Source organism: Streptococcus mitis (genome assembly GCF_946188585.1).
Lineage (GTDB): Bacteria > Bacillota > Bacilli > Lactobacillales > Streptococcaceae > Streptococcus > Streptococcus mitis_DG.
Map to the genome: position 1 here is coordinate 181,716 of NZ_CAMHVI010000001.1, position 22,008 is coordinate 203,723.

Below are 22,008 nucleotides of genomic sequence, written 5' to 3' on the forward strand. Positions count from 1 at the left end.
CTAACCTCCATCAAAAAAGTCCTCACACAAAAAACTTGTGTGAGGACGTCGATGCGCGGTACCACCTCAATTATAGGGAATTCCCCTATCGCTCTGTCTCGCAATAACGAGATGCACTGTAAGGTGTGCTCACCGAATTTTTATGATTTCAAATTCTAAATAACATTCAGCCCAATTTTCATCATCACCACTTATCTGTTTTCAGCTACCACAGACTCTCTAAAAAGTTTATATGATTACTTTTCTGAATGGTTAAATTATATCATTTTTCAACTACTTGTCAAGACTCTTTGAGAATTTTTTTGAAATATTCAAAAACTTCCCCTATGAAAAAGAGGAAGTTTGAAAGGTATCAGCCAGAATTACGCAATCCTGTTGCAATTCCGTTGATAGTTGTATGGATTAATTTTTCTTGATCGCTTGATAATTCTCCTCGGCGTTGACGTTTAATCAACTCCAACTGGATATAGTTGAGGATATTAAAGTATGGCATACGGTAATCCAAACTTGCTTTTAGATATGGATTTTCCGCCAAGAGTTCATCGTAACCTTCGATAGCTAAGATAACTTCCTTGGTAACTTGCCATTCATTTAGAATAGTCTCATAAATTGCTTTTACTTGATCATCTTCACAAAGTTTGGCATATTCAAAAGCAATATTCATATTTGATTTTGACAAGACCATGTCAACATTTGAAAGAAGTGACTGGAAGAAAGGCCAATTTTGGTACATATCTCGTAGGATAGCGATATTTTCTGGATTCTTATCGATAAATTCTTTGAAGCTTGATCCAACCCCATACCAGCCAGGGAACATGACACGACTTTGCGACCATGAGAATACCCAAGGAATGGCACGCAAACCACCGATTTCAGTAATGGTCTTACGAGCGGCTGGGCGAGAACCGATATTAAAGCTGGAAATAGCCTTGATTGGACTTGACTCAAAGAAATAGTCATAGAAATGGTCATTACCAAAGACCAAATCACGGTAGATATCATAACTACGGTCCACTACCTGATCCATAATCGCTTCATAACGATTGGATGTATTGGTATCGCTCTTCTTCTGCGTAATCATACGGTTAATGGCTGCAGATACTAGCATTTCAAGGTTATAGTAGGCAGCGTCCTTGTTACCGTATTTATTTCCAATTACTTCACCCTGCTCCGTCAAACGGATACGATCCTTGATTGACTTGAGTGGTTGAGATGTGATAGCTTCATAAGTTGGTCCCCCACCACGACCAACAGTACCACCACGGCCATGGAAGAAGGTAACCTTAACGCCAAATTCATCTCCAATAGCAGTCAATTGTTGTTGAGCCTTGTAGAGGGTCCAACATGATGATAAATAGCCACCATCTTTATTACTGTCAGAATAACCAAGCATGATTTCTTGGTAGTTATTACGCGAAGCAATCCATTTCTTGGCAAGAGGAAGAGAAAGATATTCTCTCATGGTTTCTTCTGAGTGGTCCAAGTCCTCGATTGTTTCAAAGAGAGGAACGATTTGGACACGAGCTCTTTCTTTATCAACTAGCCCTACTTCTTTTAGCAAGATAGCCAATTCCAACATGTCTGATACGCTGGTTGCATGTGAAATGATGGTCTGACGAATGACATCATCACCCAATTTATCTTTCAAATTACGAGCAGCCTTAAAGATAGCCAATTCTTTTTCAAGTAACTCTGATTTTTCAACATGAGTGGCAGAAAGAATACGTGGATCTTCCTCTAATTCTTTCAAGAGAAGCTGGCATTTTTCTTCTTCACTGAGTTCGCTATAACGAGAATGAATACCTGCTGATTTCAAGAGTTCAGCAACACAGGCCTCATGAACACTTGAATCTTGACGCATGTCGATAGAAGCCAAATAAAAACCAAAAATTTCAACTGCCTGAATCAGCTCAACAAAATCACCAGAAATCAGTGCTTCACCCTTGTTTTCCAAGAGGGAATCACGAATGGTAATTAAATCCTTATAAAAATCATTAGCTGTTTCATAGCGAGCTCCAACTTCCTTATCCTCAATCAAATAAGCTTTTGTCGCTTGGATTTTTGATTGAATATCAAACAAGGCACGACGATATAGCTCTTTTTCACGATAAATAGAATTATCCTTAGACTGACGAGCCATTTCTCTGACTTGCTTGCTGACATTGACAATACTTGTTGAGAGAGAGAACTCACGATAAAGCTGATAAATCTTTTCATCATAGTAGTTCATGATGACTTCACACTGGGTCATGGCAGATTTCTTCAAAGTATCTGCTGTAACAAAGGGATTCCCATCACGGTCTCCACCAATCCACATTCCCATGGTAATTGGTTTAGGATGTTTCAACTCCAAGCCATGTTTTTTAGCCAGACGCTTGTACTCAGCAGTCAAATGAGGAACAGCTTTCAAAAATGAACTATTGTAGTATTCCATAACATTCGTGATTTCATTGGTTACTTTCAATTTCTTCTCACGAATCATATCTGTCTGCATGATAATCTCAATGTAACGACGGAGATCATTATGCCATTTTTCCTTATTAATCAAGCCTAATTTCACATCACGATACTTACGCAAGAGGGTATGGATATGGTTAGTCAAATCCAACATACTCTTACGTTGCACTTGTGTTGGATGGGCTGTCAAAACAGGGACAACATTCAAGTGTTCAAGAATTTCAACCGCATTTTCCTTTTCTGCAACCATTTTGATAGTTGCTGACAATTTACCAAGATAATCTTGATCAATATTATTTTGATGGTTGATTTCATAAGCCAAATCCACGTCTTCTGAAATATTAATCAAAAGAGGCAAGATAGAGAAATAGCGTGAAATATAAGCCATTTCATCATTTGTCAGACTAGTAACCAGTTGGTTCAAGCCTTGATAATCTTCTTGAGTTGATAATTCTTTCAACTCCATGATTTTTTCAAAAGTCTCTGGGGCAAGCATATTTTTAGTGATATCTTCTAACAATTCTGTTAAAATCAATACTTCTTCTTGCACGACAGCTTTATTACTATAGTTTTCTAATTTTTGAAGAGACATAGGTCATCCTTTCCACTCTCAGCTCTACATATAGTTTGATGAGTGAGCTTCTAACTCCTCATACAATTGGGCACGTTTTTCACTTGCATCAATATTTAAGACAAAGGCGATGGCTACAGACAAGACCAGAAGACTATTCCCTCCTTGTGATAAGAAGGGGAAGGTTACTCCTGTCGAAGGAATAATGCCAGAAATTCCACCGATATTGACAAATACCTGTACCAGCATCATCCCCCCAACCCCAATCGCCATCATGGAATTAAAGGGATTCTTAGCACGAATACCGACTAGGATAATTCGTAAAATCAGGAAAAAGACAAGTGCTAAAATCAAGCTGGCTCCCACAAATCCAAACTCTTCAATAACAATTGAAAATACAAAGTCTGTATGGGCCTCTGGTAAATAACCACGTTTTTCGATTGAATTTCCTAAGCCTAGACCAAACCACCCACCATTTACCATGGCAAAGTAGGAATTTGCAAGTTGGTGGCCTGACCCTGCCAAATCGGCAAAGGGATTAAAGTAGGCACTGAAACGCTTAGCAACGTAACCAAATACTGGAACTTTTGAAAACTTATCAACCCCGATCATAGAAATAGCTGATAAGGATAGGGCTGAAACTCCAAATAATACACCGATAAAGGCTATAAACCAACGATGAGCAATTCCACTAACTGTATACATAATCAAGGCGACCAGAGCTAGGATGGTCGCATTCCCCAAATCTGGGAAAATAGCTAAACTTCCTATCATTACTAGTAGGACGAAGCGCCAATCATTAAAAGCACGAGGAATCCATTGATTTTGAGTTAAAACTTGAAAATCGTAAATCCCAATTTCATCCTGTTGTTTTGAGAAACGTTGGGCCAAGTACCAGACGATGATAATCTTCAAATACTCAGCTGGCTGAATGGTCAAAGGTCCTACTGAAATCCAACCATAGGCTCCATTGACTGGTGTACCAATTATACGAGCCAGAGCCAAAAGAATCAGCTCAACAAACATAACAATAAATAGCAGTCGTTCTTTTCTTAAAAAATTCAGTTTCAGCTTATATATCAAGGCAATCAATATTAAACTAAGTATCCAAAACATTCCCTGACTTCGAACCAATTGGAGGGCACTTTTACCTTCTTCGATAAGAATGGCACTGGTTGTAGAATAGACTACAATCAAGCCCAAAATAGATAAAAGTAAGTAAGGAACTAGAATAGAATAGTTTAACAGGTGCCTCTTACTAATCTTCATAGTATCACCAATCTAATGAGAACAAAAGAAATTGTTCCCAAATTCCGTTTATTTTCTAGTTTTGATTGCTATTATACCATTTTTTCCGAAAGAAAAAAACTCTTACCCTTAGGATAGAAGATTTTCTCATAAGAAAAAGAGCGCTTGGCTCTTTTCTGTTTTATTCTTTTGAAGAACTACTTGAGCTTGAATCGCCACCACCGATATATTGGGTAAAGATATTTTGGAAGGCTTGGTCTTTAACCTTGATATTGGCTGCTTGCAATTCTTTTCCGACAATACTTTGAACAAATGATGCATCATTTTGTTTTTGAGTCAAAATAACAGTTTTCAATTTTTCTTTGTAGTCATCGATATTAGATGACTTTTCTGTTTTCTTAATGAGTTTTACAATGTAATACTGACTGCTGTATGCTTGAGTACCAGTAGCTGTAATAACATCAGAAATACCATTAACATCCAAGGCAAAAGCTGCTTTCTTAACTTGATCTGGGACTTCTGTTGATGCAGAATCAAATGTGATTTCACCACCGTTCGCTTTGGTTTTCTCATCAGTTGAGTTATCTTTAGCTAATTGAGCGAAATCTGCGCCACTTGCCTTAGCTTTTTCGAGGACTTCTTTCGCTTTATCCTCATTATCAAGACGAATAATTTGAGCAGTTACGTCCGGAGTATAGCTCTCAAATGCTTTCTTATAGGCTTCATCAGTTAATTCAGCTTCTGCAGCCTTTTTAACTGCAAATTCAACTAATTTACTTGTACGAATTTGTGCTTTACGTGTTTCAAGAGTCATGCCTGATTGTGATAAGACACGTTGGTAATTCTCACCATATTGTTTTTCTTCTCCAGAAATGATATCATCGATTTCTTTGTCATCTACTTCTGAGCCATATTGCTTCTCAAATACTTTTTGAATAGTCAAGTTCAACAAGACTTGTTGGGCTGAAGGATTGATTTTCACTTGCTCATAAAATTGATGTTCAGTGATGACATCCCCTTTCATGCTGATAAGGTCAGCCCCTTCTGAACCTTTAGAACAAGCTGCTAAAGTTGCTACTGATAATAGTGTAATGGCACCTGCCAATAATTTTTTTTTCATGTCTACTCCTTTGAGATAAGTATTACCCTATCTATTTTACTATATTTTCTTAAATTTTTCTGAAATCATTCGCTGTCAGGCAATTGAACATCTGCTACATTTTTACGAAGCATGAGAATGCCGTCACCCAGAGGTACTAATGTTGCAGTGAGTCCTGGATTGTCTAAGGTTGCGTCAAATAGTCTTTGAAGGCCTCGATAAATGGTTCGCTGACCACGACGGACTTCCATAATATCCTTGGCAACATCACCACCTTGGAAAATATCATCCAAGACAACCACACCACCAACTTCCAAATGTTTGAGGATTTCTGGCAAAAAGACGATGTATTTAGACTTAGCAGAATCCATAAAGACGAAATCATAAGACTCTGTCAAGGTAGATAAGACATCTACCGCATCTCCTTCTAGAAGTGTAACTTGCTTGCGACTGTCAAACCGGGCAAAATTTTCCTTTGCAAAGCCAATCATCTCTGGATTACGATCAATGGTTGTAATCTTGGCCTTTGGTGCATGTTCCGCCATCAAGAGGGCTGAAAAACCGATAGCCGTCCCAATTTCCAGAATGTTTTTAGGTTGTATGGTTTCCATGAGAAAACGGAAATAAGCAACCGTTTCATGAGGAATGATGGGAATATTTTCCTTGCGAGCAAAGTCTTCCAATTCTTTCAAAGAGCCTGTAACTTGCTTTTGACGCTGGCGCATCAAGTCTACAATTTCTTCTTTGACGACAGGACGACGCATGTTATGGTTAGCATTCTTACTATACGATTCAACCATCTTATGCCAATCCCAATTTTTCGACAAGGGCTTCAAACTCATTTAAACGACGTTCAAAGACTGCAAAGGCATCGTTGAGGTAGTCTTCCTTCTCCATATCAACACCAGCTTTTCTCATGACATTGAGTGGATAGTCAGATTTACCAGCCTTGAGATAGTCGATATAGCGGTCACAGTCTTCTTGACTACCATGGACAATCTTTTCAGCTAAAGCTGAGGCTGCTGCAAAACCTGTTGAATATTGGTATACATAGTAGTTATAGTAGAAGTGTGGAATGCGGGCCCATTCGTATTGGATTTCAGGATTGTCTTCCTTGCTCAATCCATAGTACTCTTGGTTCAAGTCTGCGTAGAGTTTATTTAGGAAATCGCTTGTCAAGACTTCACCATTTTGATCCGCTTGGTGAATCGCGTGTTCAAACTCAGCAAATTGAGTTTGGCGGAAGACTGTTCCACGGAAACCATCTAGGAAGTTATTGAGGATAGCAAAGCGCGTTGCGTCATCTTCCACTTCTTCCAATAATTTCTCCGTCAAGATATTTTCATTGGTAGTTGATGCAATCTCAGCCAAGAAGATAGAGTAATCCCCGTAAACATAAGGCTGAGTTTCACGAGTATAGCTAGAATGCATACTGTGACCTGTTTCGTGGACAAGGGTAAAAAGATTGTCTAGATTGTCCTGCCAGTTTAGAAGCATAAAGGCATTGGTATCGTAAGAACCACCAGAGTAGGCCCCTGAACGCTTGCCTTGATTTTCATAAACATCAATCCAACGCTCGCTAAAGGCACGTTTAACACGACTCAAGTAATCTTCACCCAAGACTGCCAAGGCATCTTCTGCTTTTTTCAAGGCTTCTTGGTAGGTGAAACTGTATTCAACAGATGAAAGTGGTGTGTAGACATCATACATCTTAAGGTCTGAAATTCCCAAGATTTTTGAACGAAGTTCAAGGTAACGATGCAAGAGTGGCAAATGCTTGCGAACTGCTGCTACTAAATTGTCATAAACACTCTCTGGAACAAAATTCGCTGCGAGAGCTGCATGACGAGCGCTCTTATAGTTGCGAACCTTGGCACGGTAGTTTTGCACCTTAACATTGGTTTGCAAGGTTTTTGCATAGGTATGTTGGAATTGTTCATAAGTCGCATAAAGGGCTTGATAGGCACCACGACGAATCTCACGGTTTTTAGACTCCATCAAGCGTGTGTAGGTCCCATGAGATAGCTGAACTTCCTTACCATCATCGTCGAGGACATAAGGGAACACAATATCCGCATTGTCCAAGATAGCGAAGGTTTCACTTGCCGAACCAAAGATTTCTCCAGCTCCAGCCAATAATTCTTCTTCACGTTGTGAAAGAACGTGTTCCTTGCCTTGCAAAAGCTTGTCAAAAAAGTGTTGATAAACCTGCAATTTAGGCTGAGCTTCTAAAAAGTCAGCATACTGCTTTTCACTAATTTCCATAAATTCAGGCTCATAGAATGAAAAGGCTTGGTCTAGCTGGCTATAGAGAGTCATGGCCTTGGCATAGTACTCTTGGTACTTGGTTTCACGTGTGTCTTGGTCATTCTTCATATGAGCATAAACGTAAAGCTTCTCCATTTGGCGTTCCATTTCAAGAGAAAATTCAGTAATTTCTAGTAGGCTATCCGCACTATCCAGGAGATGTCCTTCATACTGGGCTACTTTCTCCAATTGTTCTGTTAAATCTTTTAAGGCTTCTTCCCAAGCCTGGTCAGTTGGGTAAATCGTTGATAGATCCCATGTATCTTTTTCATTTATTTCATTTCTTTGTAATACCATTAGATTCCTCCATCCTTTCTATTCTACCATATTTTTTAAGAAATATTGCTGATAAAAGGCTGGTGGATAGAGCTTTTGCCAATCATTTTGAGGATTTTCTTGGTAATAGGTGTAAAAGTGATGATAATAGCTGGTCAAATCTTGCTCAATTTGGCAAAAATTACCTACTACTGGTCGAATTTGTGGATACCATTCTTTTAGCCCATAAGTCAGGAGATTTTTTCCCTTTTGATAGGCTTCTGCTTGTTCTTTCATCCAAAAGGGATTTTGATAATAGAGCTGTTGTCGGATATAGCGACAGATGTTCTTATCCTCAGACACTGTAAAATGAGATATTTTTTGTTTCTTATAGGGAATACGTAATATCTCCAGTAGCTTACCTTGACCATAGGGAAATTCCTTGATCTGATAATGGAGTTTACCTCGGAGATTTTGATGAATCAGGTATTTGAGTCTTAAAACTTGTTTTTCACTGTCTAATTCCCAAACATAAAAGCCCATGTTTTGACTGAAATAGAGAAAACCTTCTTGCAGACGAGTCAACCGCTCTTTGAGCCAAAGTTTTCCCCCCAGCAACCACAGTACTTGGTAACCCTGACTACGATAGCCCTCACTACGCTCTTTAAGAAGTTTTTGTGACAAGGGACTACACTGAACCTCTAGAGCAAGATGACCATTTACAAATACATCCGCAATCTGTTTAAGCTCTGGAAGAGGGTATTCTAATTGCACCTCTGCCTCTTTTTTCAACCAGCGATAGAGGAATTCCTTATTTTCCAAGTGTTCTAGAGTTTCATTTTCAGAGGAATAATCACAGTATTTTAGGGATTTATGGGCAAAATGGGGCCGGACAATTGGTCCTTGACGCAAACGGAGCTGACCTCCACAAGCTGGGCAGGTGTATGCTTGCTTCTCAAGCTTATCCTCTAACACATTTACAAGCTGTCCCCTAGCATCTCTCGCAACAAACATGATTTCCCTCCTTTTCTATATTATTCGTAAAAAAGAAAAAAGATCAGGAAATTTCCTAATCTTCATTCATGTTTATTTGATTTTCTTAGCTAGCATGGTCGCAAAGCGTAGTTGTATACGATTTCCATTCTCATCACGACGGTGAAGATGACCAGGATTTTCATTGTACTTGACCAACTCCCAATCCTTGTAGTAGTCTGCCAATTCCCCTTCTTTAAAGGTAAATGGGAAGTTCACTGAGCAAGGATAATCCTCCGTGTCCATGGCACAGACGATAAGGTTGTAGCCACCAACCGTGGTATGCTCCTGCATATTTTGAATAATAGCTGGAATGCGGTCCGCTTGTAGAAACATGAGAACAACGGTCGATACGATGAAATCATAGGCTTGCCCAATGCTCGCTGAATTGATATCGTAAAGACCAACAGGCATGTCCAAATCTTCCTGCTCCACAATGCTTTGTAAGATTTCAAGGGCCAGTTCATTTTGATCCACAGCTGTCACATCAAAACCTTGCTGGGCTAAAAAGAGGGAATTACGACCCTGACCACATCCCAAATCCAAAGCTTTACCCGGTTTCACTGTCTGCATTGCCTCTAGAACTTCTGAATGAACAGGATTGGTATTGTATTTCTTAGGGAAATAATCCTCAGGTTTACAATAAAATTCCAAGTACCATTCCACATCGTCTGTGGCAGCTTCCACTCGGTGCCAGGCTTGTGGTTGAGCCATTGGATTGTCTGCCCCTGCTTCAAAGAGATGTTCAGCTAGAACTTCTCCTTCTTCACTCAATTCAATAAACTTGAGAGCTCCTTTTACAACAGTAATCTTTCCCCAAGTCCCGACCTTGGTATTGTGCTTTTGCTGAACAGCCTCTGGCATGGTCTCTTTAGTCCACAAGGGCATTCGTTTATAGGCAACTAGTTTTTCCATCTTCATTCCTCTTTTTATCGCTGATTAACAGCTTTCATAACACGCGCGATGTCGCGGTTTTGCTCACGACGTTTGATAGACTCTCTCTTGTCGTAGTCATGCTTCCCTTTAGCTAGGCCTAAAAGGAGCTTGGCATAGCCATCTTTAATATAGACTTTAAGAGGAACCAGCGTCATTCCTGTTCCTTTAGTCTCCTGTTCCAATTTTTGGATTTGCTTCTTATGGAGCAAGAGTTTACGACGGCGTTCTGGTTCCTGGTTCCAGATATTGCCCTCTTCGTAAGGAGCGATATGGACATTGCTCAACCAGACTTCTCCATTTTTTACTTGGGCAAAGCCATCCTTGAGATTGATTCGAGCTGCTCGTACACTCTTGATTTCAGTCCCAGTCAGGACCATTCCTGCCTCTAGCGTATCTACGATTGTATAGTCGTGGCGTGCCTTTTTATTTTGTGCGACGACCTTTCCCTCGCCCTTTGCCATGCTTGGCTCCTTTCTTAGCTACTTCCTTGTAAAAAGGTTTCTTACCCTTTTTCTTCTTATCTTTCTGAGAATGCTTGCGCTTATCATTTGAGCGACCTGATTTTCTCTTGTCTTCCTTCTTATCTGAACGACGATTTGAACCACGCCCTCTGTCACTGCGACTAGACTGTTTCAAGCCTTTTTCAATCACATCAAATTCACTTGGAATGTAAGAGAAGTCAATTTCGCCCGTCATCTTGTCCGCTCTTTCAACCCGAATGCGAATCTGCTGACCTACACGGAAGGTTGTTCCTGATTTCTCCCCACGAAGGGTTAAATCACGTTCATTAAAATGATAAAATTCAGGTAAATTAGTGATATGAATCAAGCCTTCAACCGTGTTTGGCAATTCAACAAAGAGACCGAATTTAACGATACTTGATACAACTGCATCATACTCTTCACCCACGTATTCTTCCATGTACTCAGCCTTTTTCATAGCTTCAACTTCACGCTCCGCCTCGATGGCACGACGCTCACGATTGGAAGACTGGGTCGCAATCTCTGGAATCACTTGCTCAAAATGCTCGGCTATTTCCTTAGAACGGCCATAGTCCCGAATCATACGGTGCACTAGAAGGTCTGGATAACGGCGAATCGGGCTGGTAAAGTGAGTGTAATAATCAGCCGCTAGACCATAATGCCCGTGATTGTGCTCCGAATAGCGAGCCTGCTGCATGGAGCGAAGAAGCATCATGGACAATACATCTGCATAAGGTTCTCCCTCAACAGTACGCATGATTTCTTGAAGCGCCTCCTGGCTAATCTCACTGGCAGTCCCATAAATCCGCAATCCAAAACTTGAAGCATAATCAATAAACTTCTGAACTTTCTCAGCCTTAGGCTCCTCATGGATACGATAGATGAAAGGCAAATCCAGCTTGCTGAAATGCTCGGCAACTGTTTCGTTGGCCATCAACATAAAGGACTCAATCATGCGCTCGGCAACACCACGCTGACGAAGAACGATATCAACAGGCTTACCTTGCTTATCCACTAAAATCTTCGCTTCGTTGGTATCAAAATTGAGGGCTCCACGTTTCACTCGCATATTTTCTAGAGTTTCATGAAGCTTAGCCATAAGTTCGATACTTGGAACAATTTTCTGATATTCTTGTCTCTTTTCCACGTCGCCAGCTAGGATATCATTGACATCACTATAGGTCATACGGAAGCTTGTCTTGATAACTGTTTGTGTAATGGTGTAATTGACCACACGACCAAGTTTATCAATCTCCATAATAGCTGATTGGGTCAGGCGGTCTACTTGAGGATTGAGAGAGCAGATACCATTTGAAAGTCGTTCTGGTAGCATTGGCACTACACGGTCTGTCACATAGACAGAAGTAGCACGGTTAAGAGCTTCCTTGTCAAGAGCAGAACCCTCAGTCACATAATAGGAAACATCTGCGATGTGAACCCCGAGTTCCAGATTGCCATTTTTCAGAGCCTTGATATGCACCGCATCGTCCAAGTCTTTGGCATCTGCACCGTCAATGGTAAAGGTAATCTCATCTCTCAAGTCCAGACGGCCTTCCATATCCTTTTGAGACGGAGCATCAGGCACACTTTCTGCCTCTTTGATAACAGCTTCTGGAAAATCTGAGACAATGTCCATAGACTCCAAAACCTCAAGGACATCAATTCCGACATCCGTTGAATGACCCACTACATCGAGGACACTCGCGACAAAGAAATCATGTTTCTTGCTTGGGTATTTGTCGATAAAGACCTTGAGAACTTCTGTTCCTTCTAGTTTTAGGGCTGGTTTCTTAACATAGATGGGTTGACTGATTTTCTGATTTTTCGAACGGATGTAGCCAGCATACTTAGGCTTTTCCTGATCTAAAACGATTTGTCCGACAACAGTTGTCAAACTGTGTTCTAGGATATCAATAATTTTGGCTTCTGCCGCTGTTCCCTTGTTTCGGTCAGCGACTTTCTTGATGACAACCTCAACAGTATCGCCATCAATAGCATAGTTGACATCGTTTTTCCCTACAAAAAGGTCGTCCTCCTCGCCTTCCAGACTAACAAAGCCAAAACCATTTTTATGGGCATGAAAAATCCCCTTGAGAGTAATCTCGTGTTTTTTCTTGACTTCTAAGGTCAGACTTCCATCTTCTTCAAAGCGAATCTGGTGCTTTCTTTCCATTAGGGACAAGGTTTTAATCAACTCACGAAAATCCTTGGACCCATCTTTTCCCAAAGCCTGAGCCAAGTCATTGACAGTTACCTTTTCCTTGTCTTGTAAATATTCTTTTATAATTTCTTTCATATTTTCTTTCTAGATTTTTTAATTTTCTTTTACTGTAAAACCTTCTCAAACATCATTTAAAAATAAAAACAGGCAAAGACCTAGTCCTGCCCATTATTTTCTTATCTACTTGATAATACCGTCAATGCTAAGGCAATGGCTAGCCAGAAAAAGACTAAAATCCCTGTCAAACGCTGCATTACAGCTTCAAAACCGCGTGCTTTACTACGTTCAAACAAATCACCTGAGCTGGCATCAAATACATTGCTGGATTGGTTTTTAGTTGGTTGCATGAAAATCGCAATTACAATCACAACAGATAATACTAATAAAATGGTTAATAATAGGTTATACATATCAAACTCCTTAAAATCCCTATTATTTTACCATAAAATCTACTTAGATTCAAGATGTAGGGTTACTTTTCTTTCCTTGGGACAATACTTTAAAACCTCGATCTTGTCTGGATGGGTTTTTGAATTTTTACTGGTTAGGTAATTGATACTGCCACAAGAGGAGCATTTGAGATTAATTTTTACTCGCACTAGATTTCCTTTACTTTTAATAATGTTCGAAATTGAAGTAGGTTAAAGAGACAACTAAAGGCCACACAAAGACTTGTCGCATAAAAGACAGCATGATAGCCAAATTGACCTGCTACTGCAGAACCTGCCATAGGCCCAACGACACCTCCCAGATAAAAGAATACCTGATTGAAGGCAAAGACCCTCGAAATACCAGCTTTGGGTGTCATCTTGCTGAGAAGGGCATTAACTCCAGGAATCAGCGCACCGGTTCCCAAGCCAAAGAGGAAACGATAGAGTCCTAGTTGAAGGGGGCTAGAAGCATTGGCACAGAGAAGATAGATGATGACTGAATAAAACTGGGCTACAACCAAGAGACGATGATTCCCCACCTTGTCACCTAACTTGCCCATGACTCCTGCACTCATCATACTGGAAAAGCCCATACTGGACACAATCAAACCAGAGACAAAAAGAAGATTCTCTGTCTGGCCTAAGTCGCGCACATAAAGTGCTAAAATAGGGCCGATTGATTGGGCTGAAAATTGGATGACAAAACTGGTCAGAAAGAGGTTGACCAAGAGATAGGGATATTTAACTGATGTAAATAATTCCTTTGTTGGGATGGCCTTTTCCTTGGCCACTGGTTGAAAATCTTCCTTGATAAAGCAAATAGTCAAAACAGCGGCTAAGAACAGAAAACTACCAACCAGTAAGAAAACAGTACGGATGCCAAATAATTCTGCAATAAAGCCACCGATAAAGGGACCAGTTAGAGTGCCTGCAACTACGCCTGTAGACAAAGTACCTAAGGCAGTTCCTAATTTCTCCTTGGGAACCTGACTAGCTATCAAGGCCGTTGCATTGGGAACAAAACCCGCAAATACACCATTCAGTAAACGAAGAAAGATTAACCAATAAATATTTGGCACAAAGGCCAAGCCTCCCATAGTGATAGTCATGGCCAGACCAGCACGAATCATCATGGGTTTTCGACCGTATTTGTCAGCAAGGATGCCCCAGATAGGAGAAAAGAGCGCCGCAGAAATAGCAGAGACAGAAATAGCTAAGCCTGCATAAAAAGCGACTTGCTCACTCCCTACACCTAGATTTTCCACAAATATGGGCATAAAAGGCACAACTAAGGAAATACTGGCTCCTGTCAGAAAATTACCAAACCAGGCAATGCGCAGATTATCCTTCCAGTTAATCTCTGTCATCTTGCCTACATCCCTCAATCAGGGAGAACACCTGAGTAAGAAGCTGGTCTTGATTTCCATTGTTGTTTAAAACATGGCTGGCCAAATCTTTCTTTTTTTCTAAAGGCCACTGGGCTACCAGACGAGACTCAGCTTCATCCTTGGATAGCTGGTCCCTTTTCATTAAGCGTTCTACTTGGACATCTCGGTCCACATAGATTAACCAAGTCTCATCAAACCAAGAGACGTAGTCCTGCTCAAAAAGCAAGGGAATATCCATGAAGAAAATCTCTTCTGTCTGAGCCAACTGGTCTCTCAACGTAGCTAGCTCCTCACGGATAATCTTTCCTTGGATTCGCTTAGACCATTCCTGTTCTTCAGGATTTGAAAAGATAAGACTAGCTAGGAGAGGGCGATTAAGTTCTCCGTTTTCAAGGATGATTTCTTGCCCAAAGTGCTGGACTAGAGCCTCAAACAGACGACCACCAGGTTTCTGTAGTTGGTGGACGACTGCGTCGGCATCCACTACTTGAAAGCCTTGCTTTCTTAGAAAATTTGTCACGGTTGACTTACCAGAGGCAATTCCCCCAGTGATTCCAATGATTTTTCCCATCAACCCCTCCTTTGGCACTGAGGACAAAAGTGAGTTCCTCGTCCGCCTAGTTGGATTTTCTCAATGATGGTACCACAGCGTACACATTCTTGGCCAGTCTTATCATAGACCTGATGAAAGTCCTGCATGGTCCCATCTTCCCCAAAGGCATTGGTATAGGTCCGAATGGTGGAACCACCTTTTTCAACAGCCTGTCCCAATACAGCAATGGTCTGGTCATGAATAGCTGTCGCTTCTGCGGCTGTCAAAGTCTGGGAATGTCTAGCCGGATGAACCTGAGCTCTCCAGAGAACCTCATCCACATAGATATTGCCAAGTCCAGCTACCAAGGTTTGGTCTAGAAGATGGGATTTGATAGGCTTTTTGGACTTAGCAAGGGCAGCTTGAAAGACATGCACATCAAAATCCTGCTCTCTTGGCTCAGGGCCTAGTTTTTTAGAAATAAAGTAGGCGTCTAAAAGGTCAGGAGTCAAGAGTTCCATAGTACCAAACTTGCGTACATCCTCATAAACAAGCGTGCCCCCATCTTCAAACCGGAAGAAAACATGGGCATGCTTGCGTTCAGGTGCTTGGTCTGGATAGTAAAAATACTTGCCCTCCATCCGCAAATGGGAAATCAAGACCTTGTCTGTCAGGTAAAAAAGCAAATATTTACCACGGCGTCCTATTGACTCAACAATCTGACCAGGCAATTCCCTTTGAAACTCGTCCAAGTCCGTTTTAATCATCTTGGGATAGCGAATCTCTATACTCGAAATCTTTTTACCCAGAATCAATTTTTTCAAGCCACGACGAACGGTTTCAACCTCAGGTAATTCAGGCATAAATCCTCCTTCTGTAAAAACAAGAAGCAGGCATGAGCCCACCTCTACTTAGTATTCTTTTTCATTATAGCCAAAGTCAGCCAAATCTAGCTTTTTATCACGCCAGTTTTTCTTGACCTTGACCCAAGTTTCTAGGAAAACCTTATCCCCTAGCATGAGTTCGATATCACGACGGGCCATAGTCCCAATTTTCTTAAGCATAGTGCCACCTTTACCGATGATAATCCCTTTTTGACTATCACGCTCGACCATGATGGTTGCACGAATGTGCACCTTGTCTGTCTCTTCATCTCGTTTCATAGAATCAACAACCACCGCAACAGAATGCGGAATTTCTTCACGAGTTAGGTGCAAAACTTTCTCGCGAACCATTTCTGAAACCAAGAAACGTTCTGGATGGTCTGTGATTTGATCAGACGGGAAATACTGGAAACCTTCGTCCAGATTTTCACTCAAAATATCAACTAAACGTGAGACATTATTTCCCTGAAGGGCTGAAATTGGAACAATTTCCTTGAAATCCATCTGATTACGGAAATCATCAATCTGAGACAAAAGCTGGTCTGGATGAACCTTATCAATCTTGTTCACCACCAAAATGACAGGGACCTTGGCAGCCTTAAGACGCTCGATAATCATGTCGTCTCCCTTACCACGCGCCTCATCCGCAGGCACCATAAAAAGAACGGTGTCCACTTCACGAAGAGTGCTATAGGCAGATTCTACCATGAAATCTCCAAGGGCCGTTTTAGGCTTGTGAATCCCTGGTGTGTCGATAAAGACAATCTGCTCCTTATCGGTCGTGTAAATTCCCATGATTTTGTTGCGCGTTGTCTGCGCCTTGTCACTCATGATGGCAATCTTTTGCCCCATAACGTGATTTAAAAAAGTTGACTTCCCAACATTGGGACGTCCTAAAATGGCTACAAAGCCTGATTTAAAAGTCATAATTTCCTCTTACTGTTTAAAATATTAAATCCCAGATTCGTGGGAGAAAAATCAATGCACCTGTTAAGGCTGCGAAAAGAGAGACCACTAATACCGCGCCAGCCGCCATATCCTTGGCATTTTTAGCCAGCATGGAAAAGTGATAGTGACTGGCCAAATCCACTACATTTTCAATAGCAGAGTTGATAATCTCAAAGGCTACTACCAAGAAAATGCTCAATAGGAGAAAGAGCCATTCGATTCGTGACACCTGAAAAACAAAACCTGCAAGAATGACTACAAGAGCCGTCACTGCATGTTTTCGCATATTGCGTTCTTCCTTGATGGCAGTAAAAATTCCTGTGAGAGCAAATTCTAAACTGGATATCAGGTCACGATTTTTCCATTTTCGTTTATTGTCTTGTGAGTCCATAGGCTGTCAAAATTTCTTCTTGTAAACCGAACATCTCCGCTTCTTCTTCCGGAGTGTAGTGATCATAGCCGTTGATATGTAAAAAGCCGTGTACTGCCAAGAAGCCCATCTCACGCTCAAAGCTGTGGCCATATTCCTCAGCCTGCTCATGTGCCTTATCGATAGAGATGAACAGTTCCCCAATATAGGCATCAAACTCAGACATCATCTCTGCCAATTCTGGATTTTCAAGTAAATCTTCCTCGTCAAAGGCAATTTCCAACTCTGGCTTATATTCAAGGCTGATGACATCTGTCGGACGGTCCGTGTCACGATACTCCAGATTGAGTTCATGACTACGTTCATTAGTCACAAAGGTAACTGCCATTTCCTTGTCTTCTTTACCTAATTTTTGGGCTGCAAATTCCAAAATTTCTTGGGTTTGTTGCAACATTTCTTTTGAAACTTGACCAGTTTCATCTACCATTTCAATATACATGTGCTTCTCGTTTCTCTTTACTTGGCTTTATTATACCACATTTCCATGATTTTATTCTACCTTTTTGATATAATACTATGGAATACAATCACAAGGAGAGAACGATGTCATTTGACGGATTTTTTTTACACCACATGGTTGAGGAATTGCAAAGAGAGTTAGTGAACGGTCGCATTCAGAAAATCAATCAGCCTTTTGAACAAGAGTTGGTCTTGCAAATCCGCAGCAATCGCCAAAGCCATCGCCTGCTCCTTTCTGCCCATCCTGTTTTTGGACGCATTCAGCTGACCCAAACGACTTTTGAAAATCCAGCTCAACCTTCTACCTTTATCATGGTTTTGAGAAAATATTTGCAGGGTGCCCTGATTGAATCGATTGAGCAGGTGGAAAATGACCGTATTGTTGAAATTACGGTTTCTAATAAAAACGAGATTGGAGACCATATTCAGGCTACCTTGATTATCGAAATCATGGGTAAACACAGTAATATTCTACTGGTCGATAAAAGCAGCCACAAAATCCTCGAAGTCATCAAACATGTTGGCTTTTCACAAAATAGCTACCGTACCTTGCTTCCTGGGTCGACCTACATCGCTCCGCCAAGTACGGAATCTCTCAATCCTTTTACAATCAAGAACGAGAAACTCTTTGAAATCCTGCAAACACAGGAAACGACAGCTAAAAATCTTCAAAGCCTCTTTCAAGGTCTGGGACGCGATACGGCAAATGAATTGGAAAGCATACTGGTTAGTGAAAAACTTTCCACTTTCCGAAACTTTTTCAATCAAGAAACCAAACCATGCTTGACTGAGACTTCCTTCAGTCCAGTTCCTTTTGTAAATCAGGTGGGAGAGCCTTTTGCCAGTCTTTCTGATTTGTTGGACACCTACTATAAGGATAAGGCTGAGCGCGACCGCGTCAAACAGCAAGCCAGTGAACTCATTCGTCGTGTTGAAAATGAACTTCAAAAAAATCGACATAAGCTAAAAAAACAGAAAAAAGAGTTACTGGCGACAGACAACGCTGAAGAATTTCGTCAAAAAGGAGAATTGCTGACAACCTTCCTCCATCAAGTGCCTAACGACCAAGACCAGGTTATCCTAGACAACTACTATACTAACCAACCTATCACCATTGCTCTTGATAAGGCCTTGACTCCCAACCAGAATGCCCAACGCTATTTCAAACGCTATCAGAAATTAAAAGAAGCTGTCAAATATTTGACTGATCTGATTGAAGAAACCAAGGCAACCATTCTCTATCTGGAAAGTGTAGAAACGGTCCTCAACCAAGCTGGACTAGAAGAAATCGCTGAAATCCGTGAAGAATTGATCCAAACAGGCTTTATCCGCAGAAGACAGCGGGAGAAAATCCAGAAACGAAAAAAACCAGAACAGTATCTGGCCAGCGATGGCAAGACCATCATCTATGTCGGACGCAATAACTTGCAAAATGAGGAGCTTACCTTTAAAATGGCCCGCAAGGAGGAACTTTGGTTCCATGCCAAGGATATCCCTGGAAGCCACGTTGTCATCTCAGGCAACCTTGACCCATCTGATGAAGTCAAGACAGACGCAGCAGAGCTAGCCGCCTACTTCTCTCAAGGTCGTCTGTCAAATCTGGTGCAGGTTGACATGATAGAAGTCAAAAAACTCAATAAACCAACTGGCGGAAAACCAGGCTTTGTCACCTACACCGGGCAAAAGACCCTCCGTGTCACACCAGACCCAGAAAAAATTGCATCCATGAAAAAATCCTGATTTTACTTGAAATCAGGATTTTCTTTTACAATTTACTCTGCAATCAAGGTTTCCAAACCAACCTTCATCATATCAGTGAAGGTATTTTGGCGTTCTTCTGCAGTCGTGTCTTCATCTGGATTGACCAAGCTATCAGAGATAGTCATAATAGCTAAAGCATCAACATGGTGTTGAGCAGCAAGATAGTAAAGAGCTGCTGCTTCCATTTCCACAGCCTTGACTCCCCATTTACCAAGTTCGATGTTCTTTTCAAAGTAGTTTGAATAAAAGACATCAGAAGACAAAACGTTCCCAACGTGGGTGGTCATACCAAGTTCTTTGGCGATATGGTAGGCCTTGTCCAGCAAATCAAAGCTAGCGATTTGTGGGAAATCGTACTGTGGCCAGTCATTGCGGATGATGTTAGAGTTGGTTGCAGCTGCCTGCGCCAAAACCAATTCACGAACGTGGACATCTTCATTCAAAGAACCTGCAGTTCCCACACGAATCAATTTCTTCACACCGTAGTCCACAATCAACTCACGCGCATAAATCGAAATAGATGGCATCCCCATCCCAGTTCCCATGACTGATACACGGTGGCCCTTGTAAGTACCAGTGTAACCAAACATGTTACGCACTTCGTTAAAACAAACAGCATCTTCAAGGAAATTTTCCGCAATAAACTTCGCACGAAGAGGATCCCCAGGAAGAAGAATTTTATCAGCAATTTCACCCTGCTGAGCAGCAATATGGATAGACATAATTATGATACAAAGAGCGACAAGAAAACGACTGAAAATTAGGAATCTGACGAGAAATCCTGATTTCTCAGTCAGATTATCTATTTTCCAAGTTTTCCGCTCGTGTTCAAATTAGAACACCTCACTCTACCTTTCTTTTTTTATATTCAGGATAGCGACAGAGAATAAAGTAAAAATAGGAAACTGATGACGCATCGCAGATGCTAAACAGTTTATCTTTTTTACACAGTTCTCCGCCCGTATTCAGTTCAGCAAATACGGTTTACCCATCCTTTCTTTCTTAATTTTGATGATATTGAGAAGATTAGAGCGGCCTCTATTCAAATCCGAACTCCCCCTTCTCTTCTAAGTTTTTAGAAAAGTTTTCCGCTCGTGTTCAAATCAGAACACAAGCTCTACCTTTCTCTTTTTTATTTTTATATTTCATAGTTAGGAAAAATAGTATTCAATCAAGATTCCAATAGGGCTACTACATTTTTATTTAAAACAGTTATTGATAAACTGACAATAGTTTTTAACCTTTTAAGATAAATCCTTGATTAGAAGAAACAGGCATTTCCTACCTAATTACTTTATTCCTTGACTTCTGACACAGTATGCTAGCCCAAGGAAAGCGGTCTAACATTTTTGCAAATTCATAGGCTAAAACAGCTGTTACTAAGAGATACGGAAGAGAAACTATACCTAGCCCAGTGAAACCTATTACTAATCCAGTTGCAGAAAAGGGCGCCCTCAAGGTCACAGACAAAAAGCAAACCGATCCCAAAAGTAAAACGGTTGGCTGACTGTCCAAACCTAGAATCACGCCCAAGAGACCAGCTCCAACCATCCCCAAGGCAAAAGATGGCGTAAGAGTACCACCATAGGCTCCTGCCCAAAGAGTAATAAGAACGACCAATGCTTTTAAGATAAACAAAAGGAGTACTGTTTTGCCATTGCTACCATTTAATACTTCCTGAGCCATCATACGTCCATTTCCAAGTAGATGTGGAAAATAACTTGCCAATCCAGCAAGAAAAAGAAAAGCTGAGGGCAATGTGAGAAGTATTCGTTTATCTTTTATTCTGTTTGAAGATGCTGCCTTACTTAAGCGACCAAAAAGCCAAGCTAGTGGGGTTAAGAAAAGAAGTAATAAAGGTACAATCCACACTTCCTTTAGTGACCATGTGATAGCTGGAATCTGGTAAAGAGCCTGATCTGAAATAACCAAGCCTGCTATATAGGTTGAAACATAGGTAGTCAAACCGACTAAGACAAATCGTTTAATAGATAGAGCAATTCCTAGAGTTTCAAAAACAAAGAAAACACTTGTTAATGGAACCTGATAGACAGCTGCTAAACCAGCACCAGCACCACAAGCAAGGAGAAAGATACAATCCTTCATAGACAGTATACATATTTTTCCAATTGGTCCTGCAAATAGAGTTCCAATCTCTCGTGGTGCAGCTTCTTTGCCAATAGGAGCTCCCCCTCCAACTGCAATGATCTGCCAAATTGAATGAAATAGCTGTTTTAGAAAATGAAGCTTGTATTGTGAAGTCTCATCCTTCATCTGAGCTTTGATGGAATAAATCTTCGACCCTTTTTGCAAGAAATTCCAGACCAAGGATGAGCCAAGACCAACAATTATTAAACTTAGTCCTATCCTTGAGGAGGAAACTCCATCTGTCAAAAATCTACTATGATGCTCTGACTGACCAAAAGCTAGACCCTCTATTATCTCTAAAAGATAATGGAGAAATATACCAGATAAACCCGAAACTATTCCTTGCAGAATTACTGCTAGGAATAATCTAAAATTATAAGGAATCTTTCGAAAAATACTCCTCAATTCTATTAACATGA

General features: G+C 40.8%; 20 protein-coding genes and 1 other annotated feature. Of the genes, 1 reads left to right on the forward strand and 19 read right to left on the reverse strand.

Translation table 11 applies throughout. From position 1 onward, the window contains the following. Window positions 1-38: 38 nt before the first annotated feature. Window positions 39-256: a binding site (T-box leader), on the reverse strand. A gap of 96 nt (window positions 257-352) precedes the next feature. The 17 genes from ppc to ybeY all read right to left on the reverse strand — a co-directional run bounded on the left by ppc (window position 353) and on the right by ybeY (window position 17,660). Continuing rightward, complete coding sequence (ppc, locus tag N8M66_RS00880) at window positions 353-3,049, reverse strand: phosphoenolpyruvate carboxylase (RefSeq protein WP_261045029.1); 2,697 nt, start codon at window positions 3,047-3,049, stop codon at window positions 353-355. 24 nt (window positions 3,050-3,073) lie between these two features. Further along, a complete protein-coding gene (gene ftsW, locus N8M66_RS00885) occupies window positions 3,074-4,297 on the reverse strand; it encodes a cell division peptidoglycan polymerase FtsW (RefSeq protein ID WP_261045030.1) in 1,224 nt (407 codons plus the stop codon). A 160-nt stretch (window positions 4,298-4,457) separates the two neighbouring features. Next, complete coding sequence (gene prsA, locus N8M66_RS00890) at window positions 4,458-5,396, reverse strand: peptidylprolyl isomerase PrsA (protein WP_020901794.1); 939 nt, start codon at window positions 5,394-5,396, stop codon at window positions 4,458-4,460. A 65-nt stretch (window positions 5,397-5,461) separates the two neighbouring features. After that, on the reverse strand, window positions 5,462-6,175 hold the full coding sequence (locus N8M66_RS00895; protein WP_201058085.1) for an O-methyltransferase: 714 nt from the start codon (window positions 6,173-6,175) through the stop codon (window positions 5,462-5,464). Between the two features lies 1 nt (window position 6,176). Next, window positions 6,177-7,979 carry an oligoendopeptidase F gene (gene pepF / locus N8M66_RS00900; protein ID WP_261045034.1) on the reverse strand — a complete coding sequence of 601 codons (1,803 nt, stop codon included), beginning with the start codon at window positions 7,977-7,979 and terminating at the stop codon, window positions 6,177-6,179. Between the two features lie 18 nt (window positions 7,980-7,997). Next, complete coding sequence (locus N8M66_RS00905) at window positions 7,998-8,951, reverse strand: competence protein CoiA (RefSeq protein ID WP_261045036.1); 954 nt, start codon at window positions 8,949-8,951, stop codon at window positions 7,998-8,000. A gap of 72 nt (window positions 8,952-9,023) precedes the next feature. Then, window positions 9,024-9,884 (reverse strand): SAM-dependent methyltransferase TehB, encoded by an 861-nt coding sequence (gene tehB / locus N8M66_RS00910; protein ID WP_261045038.1) that lies wholly within the window; start codon window positions 9,882-9,884, stop codon window positions 9,024-9,026. A 14-nt stretch (window positions 9,885-9,898) separates the two neighbouring features. Further along, window positions 9,899-10,366, reverse strand: a complete 468-nt coding sequence (gene smpB, locus N8M66_RS00915) for an SsrA-binding protein SmpB (RefSeq protein ID WP_001051750.1) — start codon at window positions 10,364-10,366, stop codon at window positions 9,899-9,901. Continuing rightward, entirely contained in the window at window positions 10,329-12,683 is a 2,355-nt protein-coding gene (gene rnr / locus N8M66_RS00920; protein WP_261045040.1) for a ribonuclease R, read from the reverse strand. The genes smpB and rnr overlap by 38 nt, the downstream gene beginning before the upstream one ends. A 101-nt stretch (window positions 12,684-12,784) precedes the next feature. After that, window positions 12,785-13,018 carry a preprotein translocase subunit SecG gene (gene secG, locus N8M66_RS00925; RefSeq protein WP_000282517.1) on the reverse strand — a complete coding sequence of 78 codons (234 nt, stop codon included), beginning with the start codon at window positions 13,016-13,018 and terminating at the stop codon, window positions 12,785-12,787. Window positions 13,019-13,057: 39 nt separating this feature from the next. Continuing rightward, the gene (gene rpmG / locus N8M66_RS00930; RefSeq protein WP_001809104.1) at window positions 13,058-13,207 is read right to left on the reverse strand and encodes a 50S ribosomal protein L33; all 150 of its coding nucleotides are present in this window, start codon (window positions 13,205-13,207) and stop codon (window positions 13,058-13,060) included. Continuing rightward, entirely contained in the window at window positions 13,207-14,406 is a 1,200-nt protein-coding gene (locus N8M66_RS00935) for a multidrug efflux MFS transporter (RefSeq protein WP_261045042.1), read from the reverse strand. The genes rpmG and N8M66_RS00935 overlap by 1 nt, the downstream gene beginning before the upstream one ends. Continuing rightward, window positions 14,393-14,998: a dephospho-CoA kinase gene (gene coaE, locus N8M66_RS00940; protein ID WP_261045045.1), complete on the reverse strand. Its 606-nt coding sequence runs from the start codon at window positions 14,996-14,998 to the stop codon at window positions 14,393-14,395. The genes N8M66_RS00935 and coaE overlap by 14 nt, the downstream gene beginning before the upstream one ends. Beyond that, complete coding sequence (gene mutM / locus N8M66_RS00945; protein WP_261045049.1) at window positions 14,998-15,822, reverse strand: DNA-formamidopyrimidine glycosylase; 825 nt, start codon at window positions 15,820-15,822, stop codon at window positions 14,998-15,000. The genes coaE and mutM overlap by 1 nt, the downstream gene beginning before the upstream one ends. A 48-nt stretch (window positions 15,823-15,870) precedes the next feature. Next, complete coding sequence (era, locus tag N8M66_RS00950; RefSeq protein WP_070478908.1) at window positions 15,871-16,770, reverse strand: GTPase Era; 900 nt, start codon at window positions 16,768-16,770, stop codon at window positions 15,871-15,873. Window positions 16,771-16,786: 16 nt separating this feature from the next. After that, entirely contained in the window at window positions 16,787-17,182 is a 396-nt protein-coding gene (locus N8M66_RS00955) for a diacylglycerol kinase family protein (protein WP_000378165.1), read from the reverse strand. Further along, window positions 17,163-17,660, reverse strand: coding sequence for an rRNA maturation RNase YbeY (gene ybeY / locus N8M66_RS00960; protein ID WP_000275156.1), 498 nt, complete (start codon window positions 17,658-17,660; stop codon window positions 17,163-17,165). The genes N8M66_RS00955 and ybeY overlap by 20 nt, the downstream gene beginning before the upstream one ends. 104 nt (window positions 17,661-17,764) lie before the next feature. Here ybeY and pavA point away from each other — a divergent pair, with 104 nt between their 5' ends. Then, a complete protein-coding gene (gene pavA / locus N8M66_RS00965; protein WP_070478905.1) occupies window positions 17,765-19,420 on the forward strand; it encodes an Rqc2 family fibronectin-binding protein PavA in 1,656 nt (551 codons plus the stop codon). A gap of 32 nt (window positions 19,421-19,452) precedes the next feature. Here pavA and deoD read toward each other — a convergent pair whose 3' ends face one another. Next, window positions 19,453-20,163, reverse strand: coding sequence for a purine-nucleoside phosphorylase (gene deoD / locus N8M66_RS00970; RefSeq protein WP_000022091.1), 711 nt, complete (start codon window positions 20,161-20,163; stop codon window positions 19,453-19,455). A gap of 559 nt (window positions 20,164-20,722) precedes the next feature. After that, entirely contained in the window at window positions 20,723-22,006 is a 1,284-nt protein-coding gene (locus N8M66_RS00975; RefSeq protein ID WP_261045051.1) for a chloride channel protein, read from the reverse strand. Window positions 22,007-22,008 lie beyond the last annotated feature (2 nt).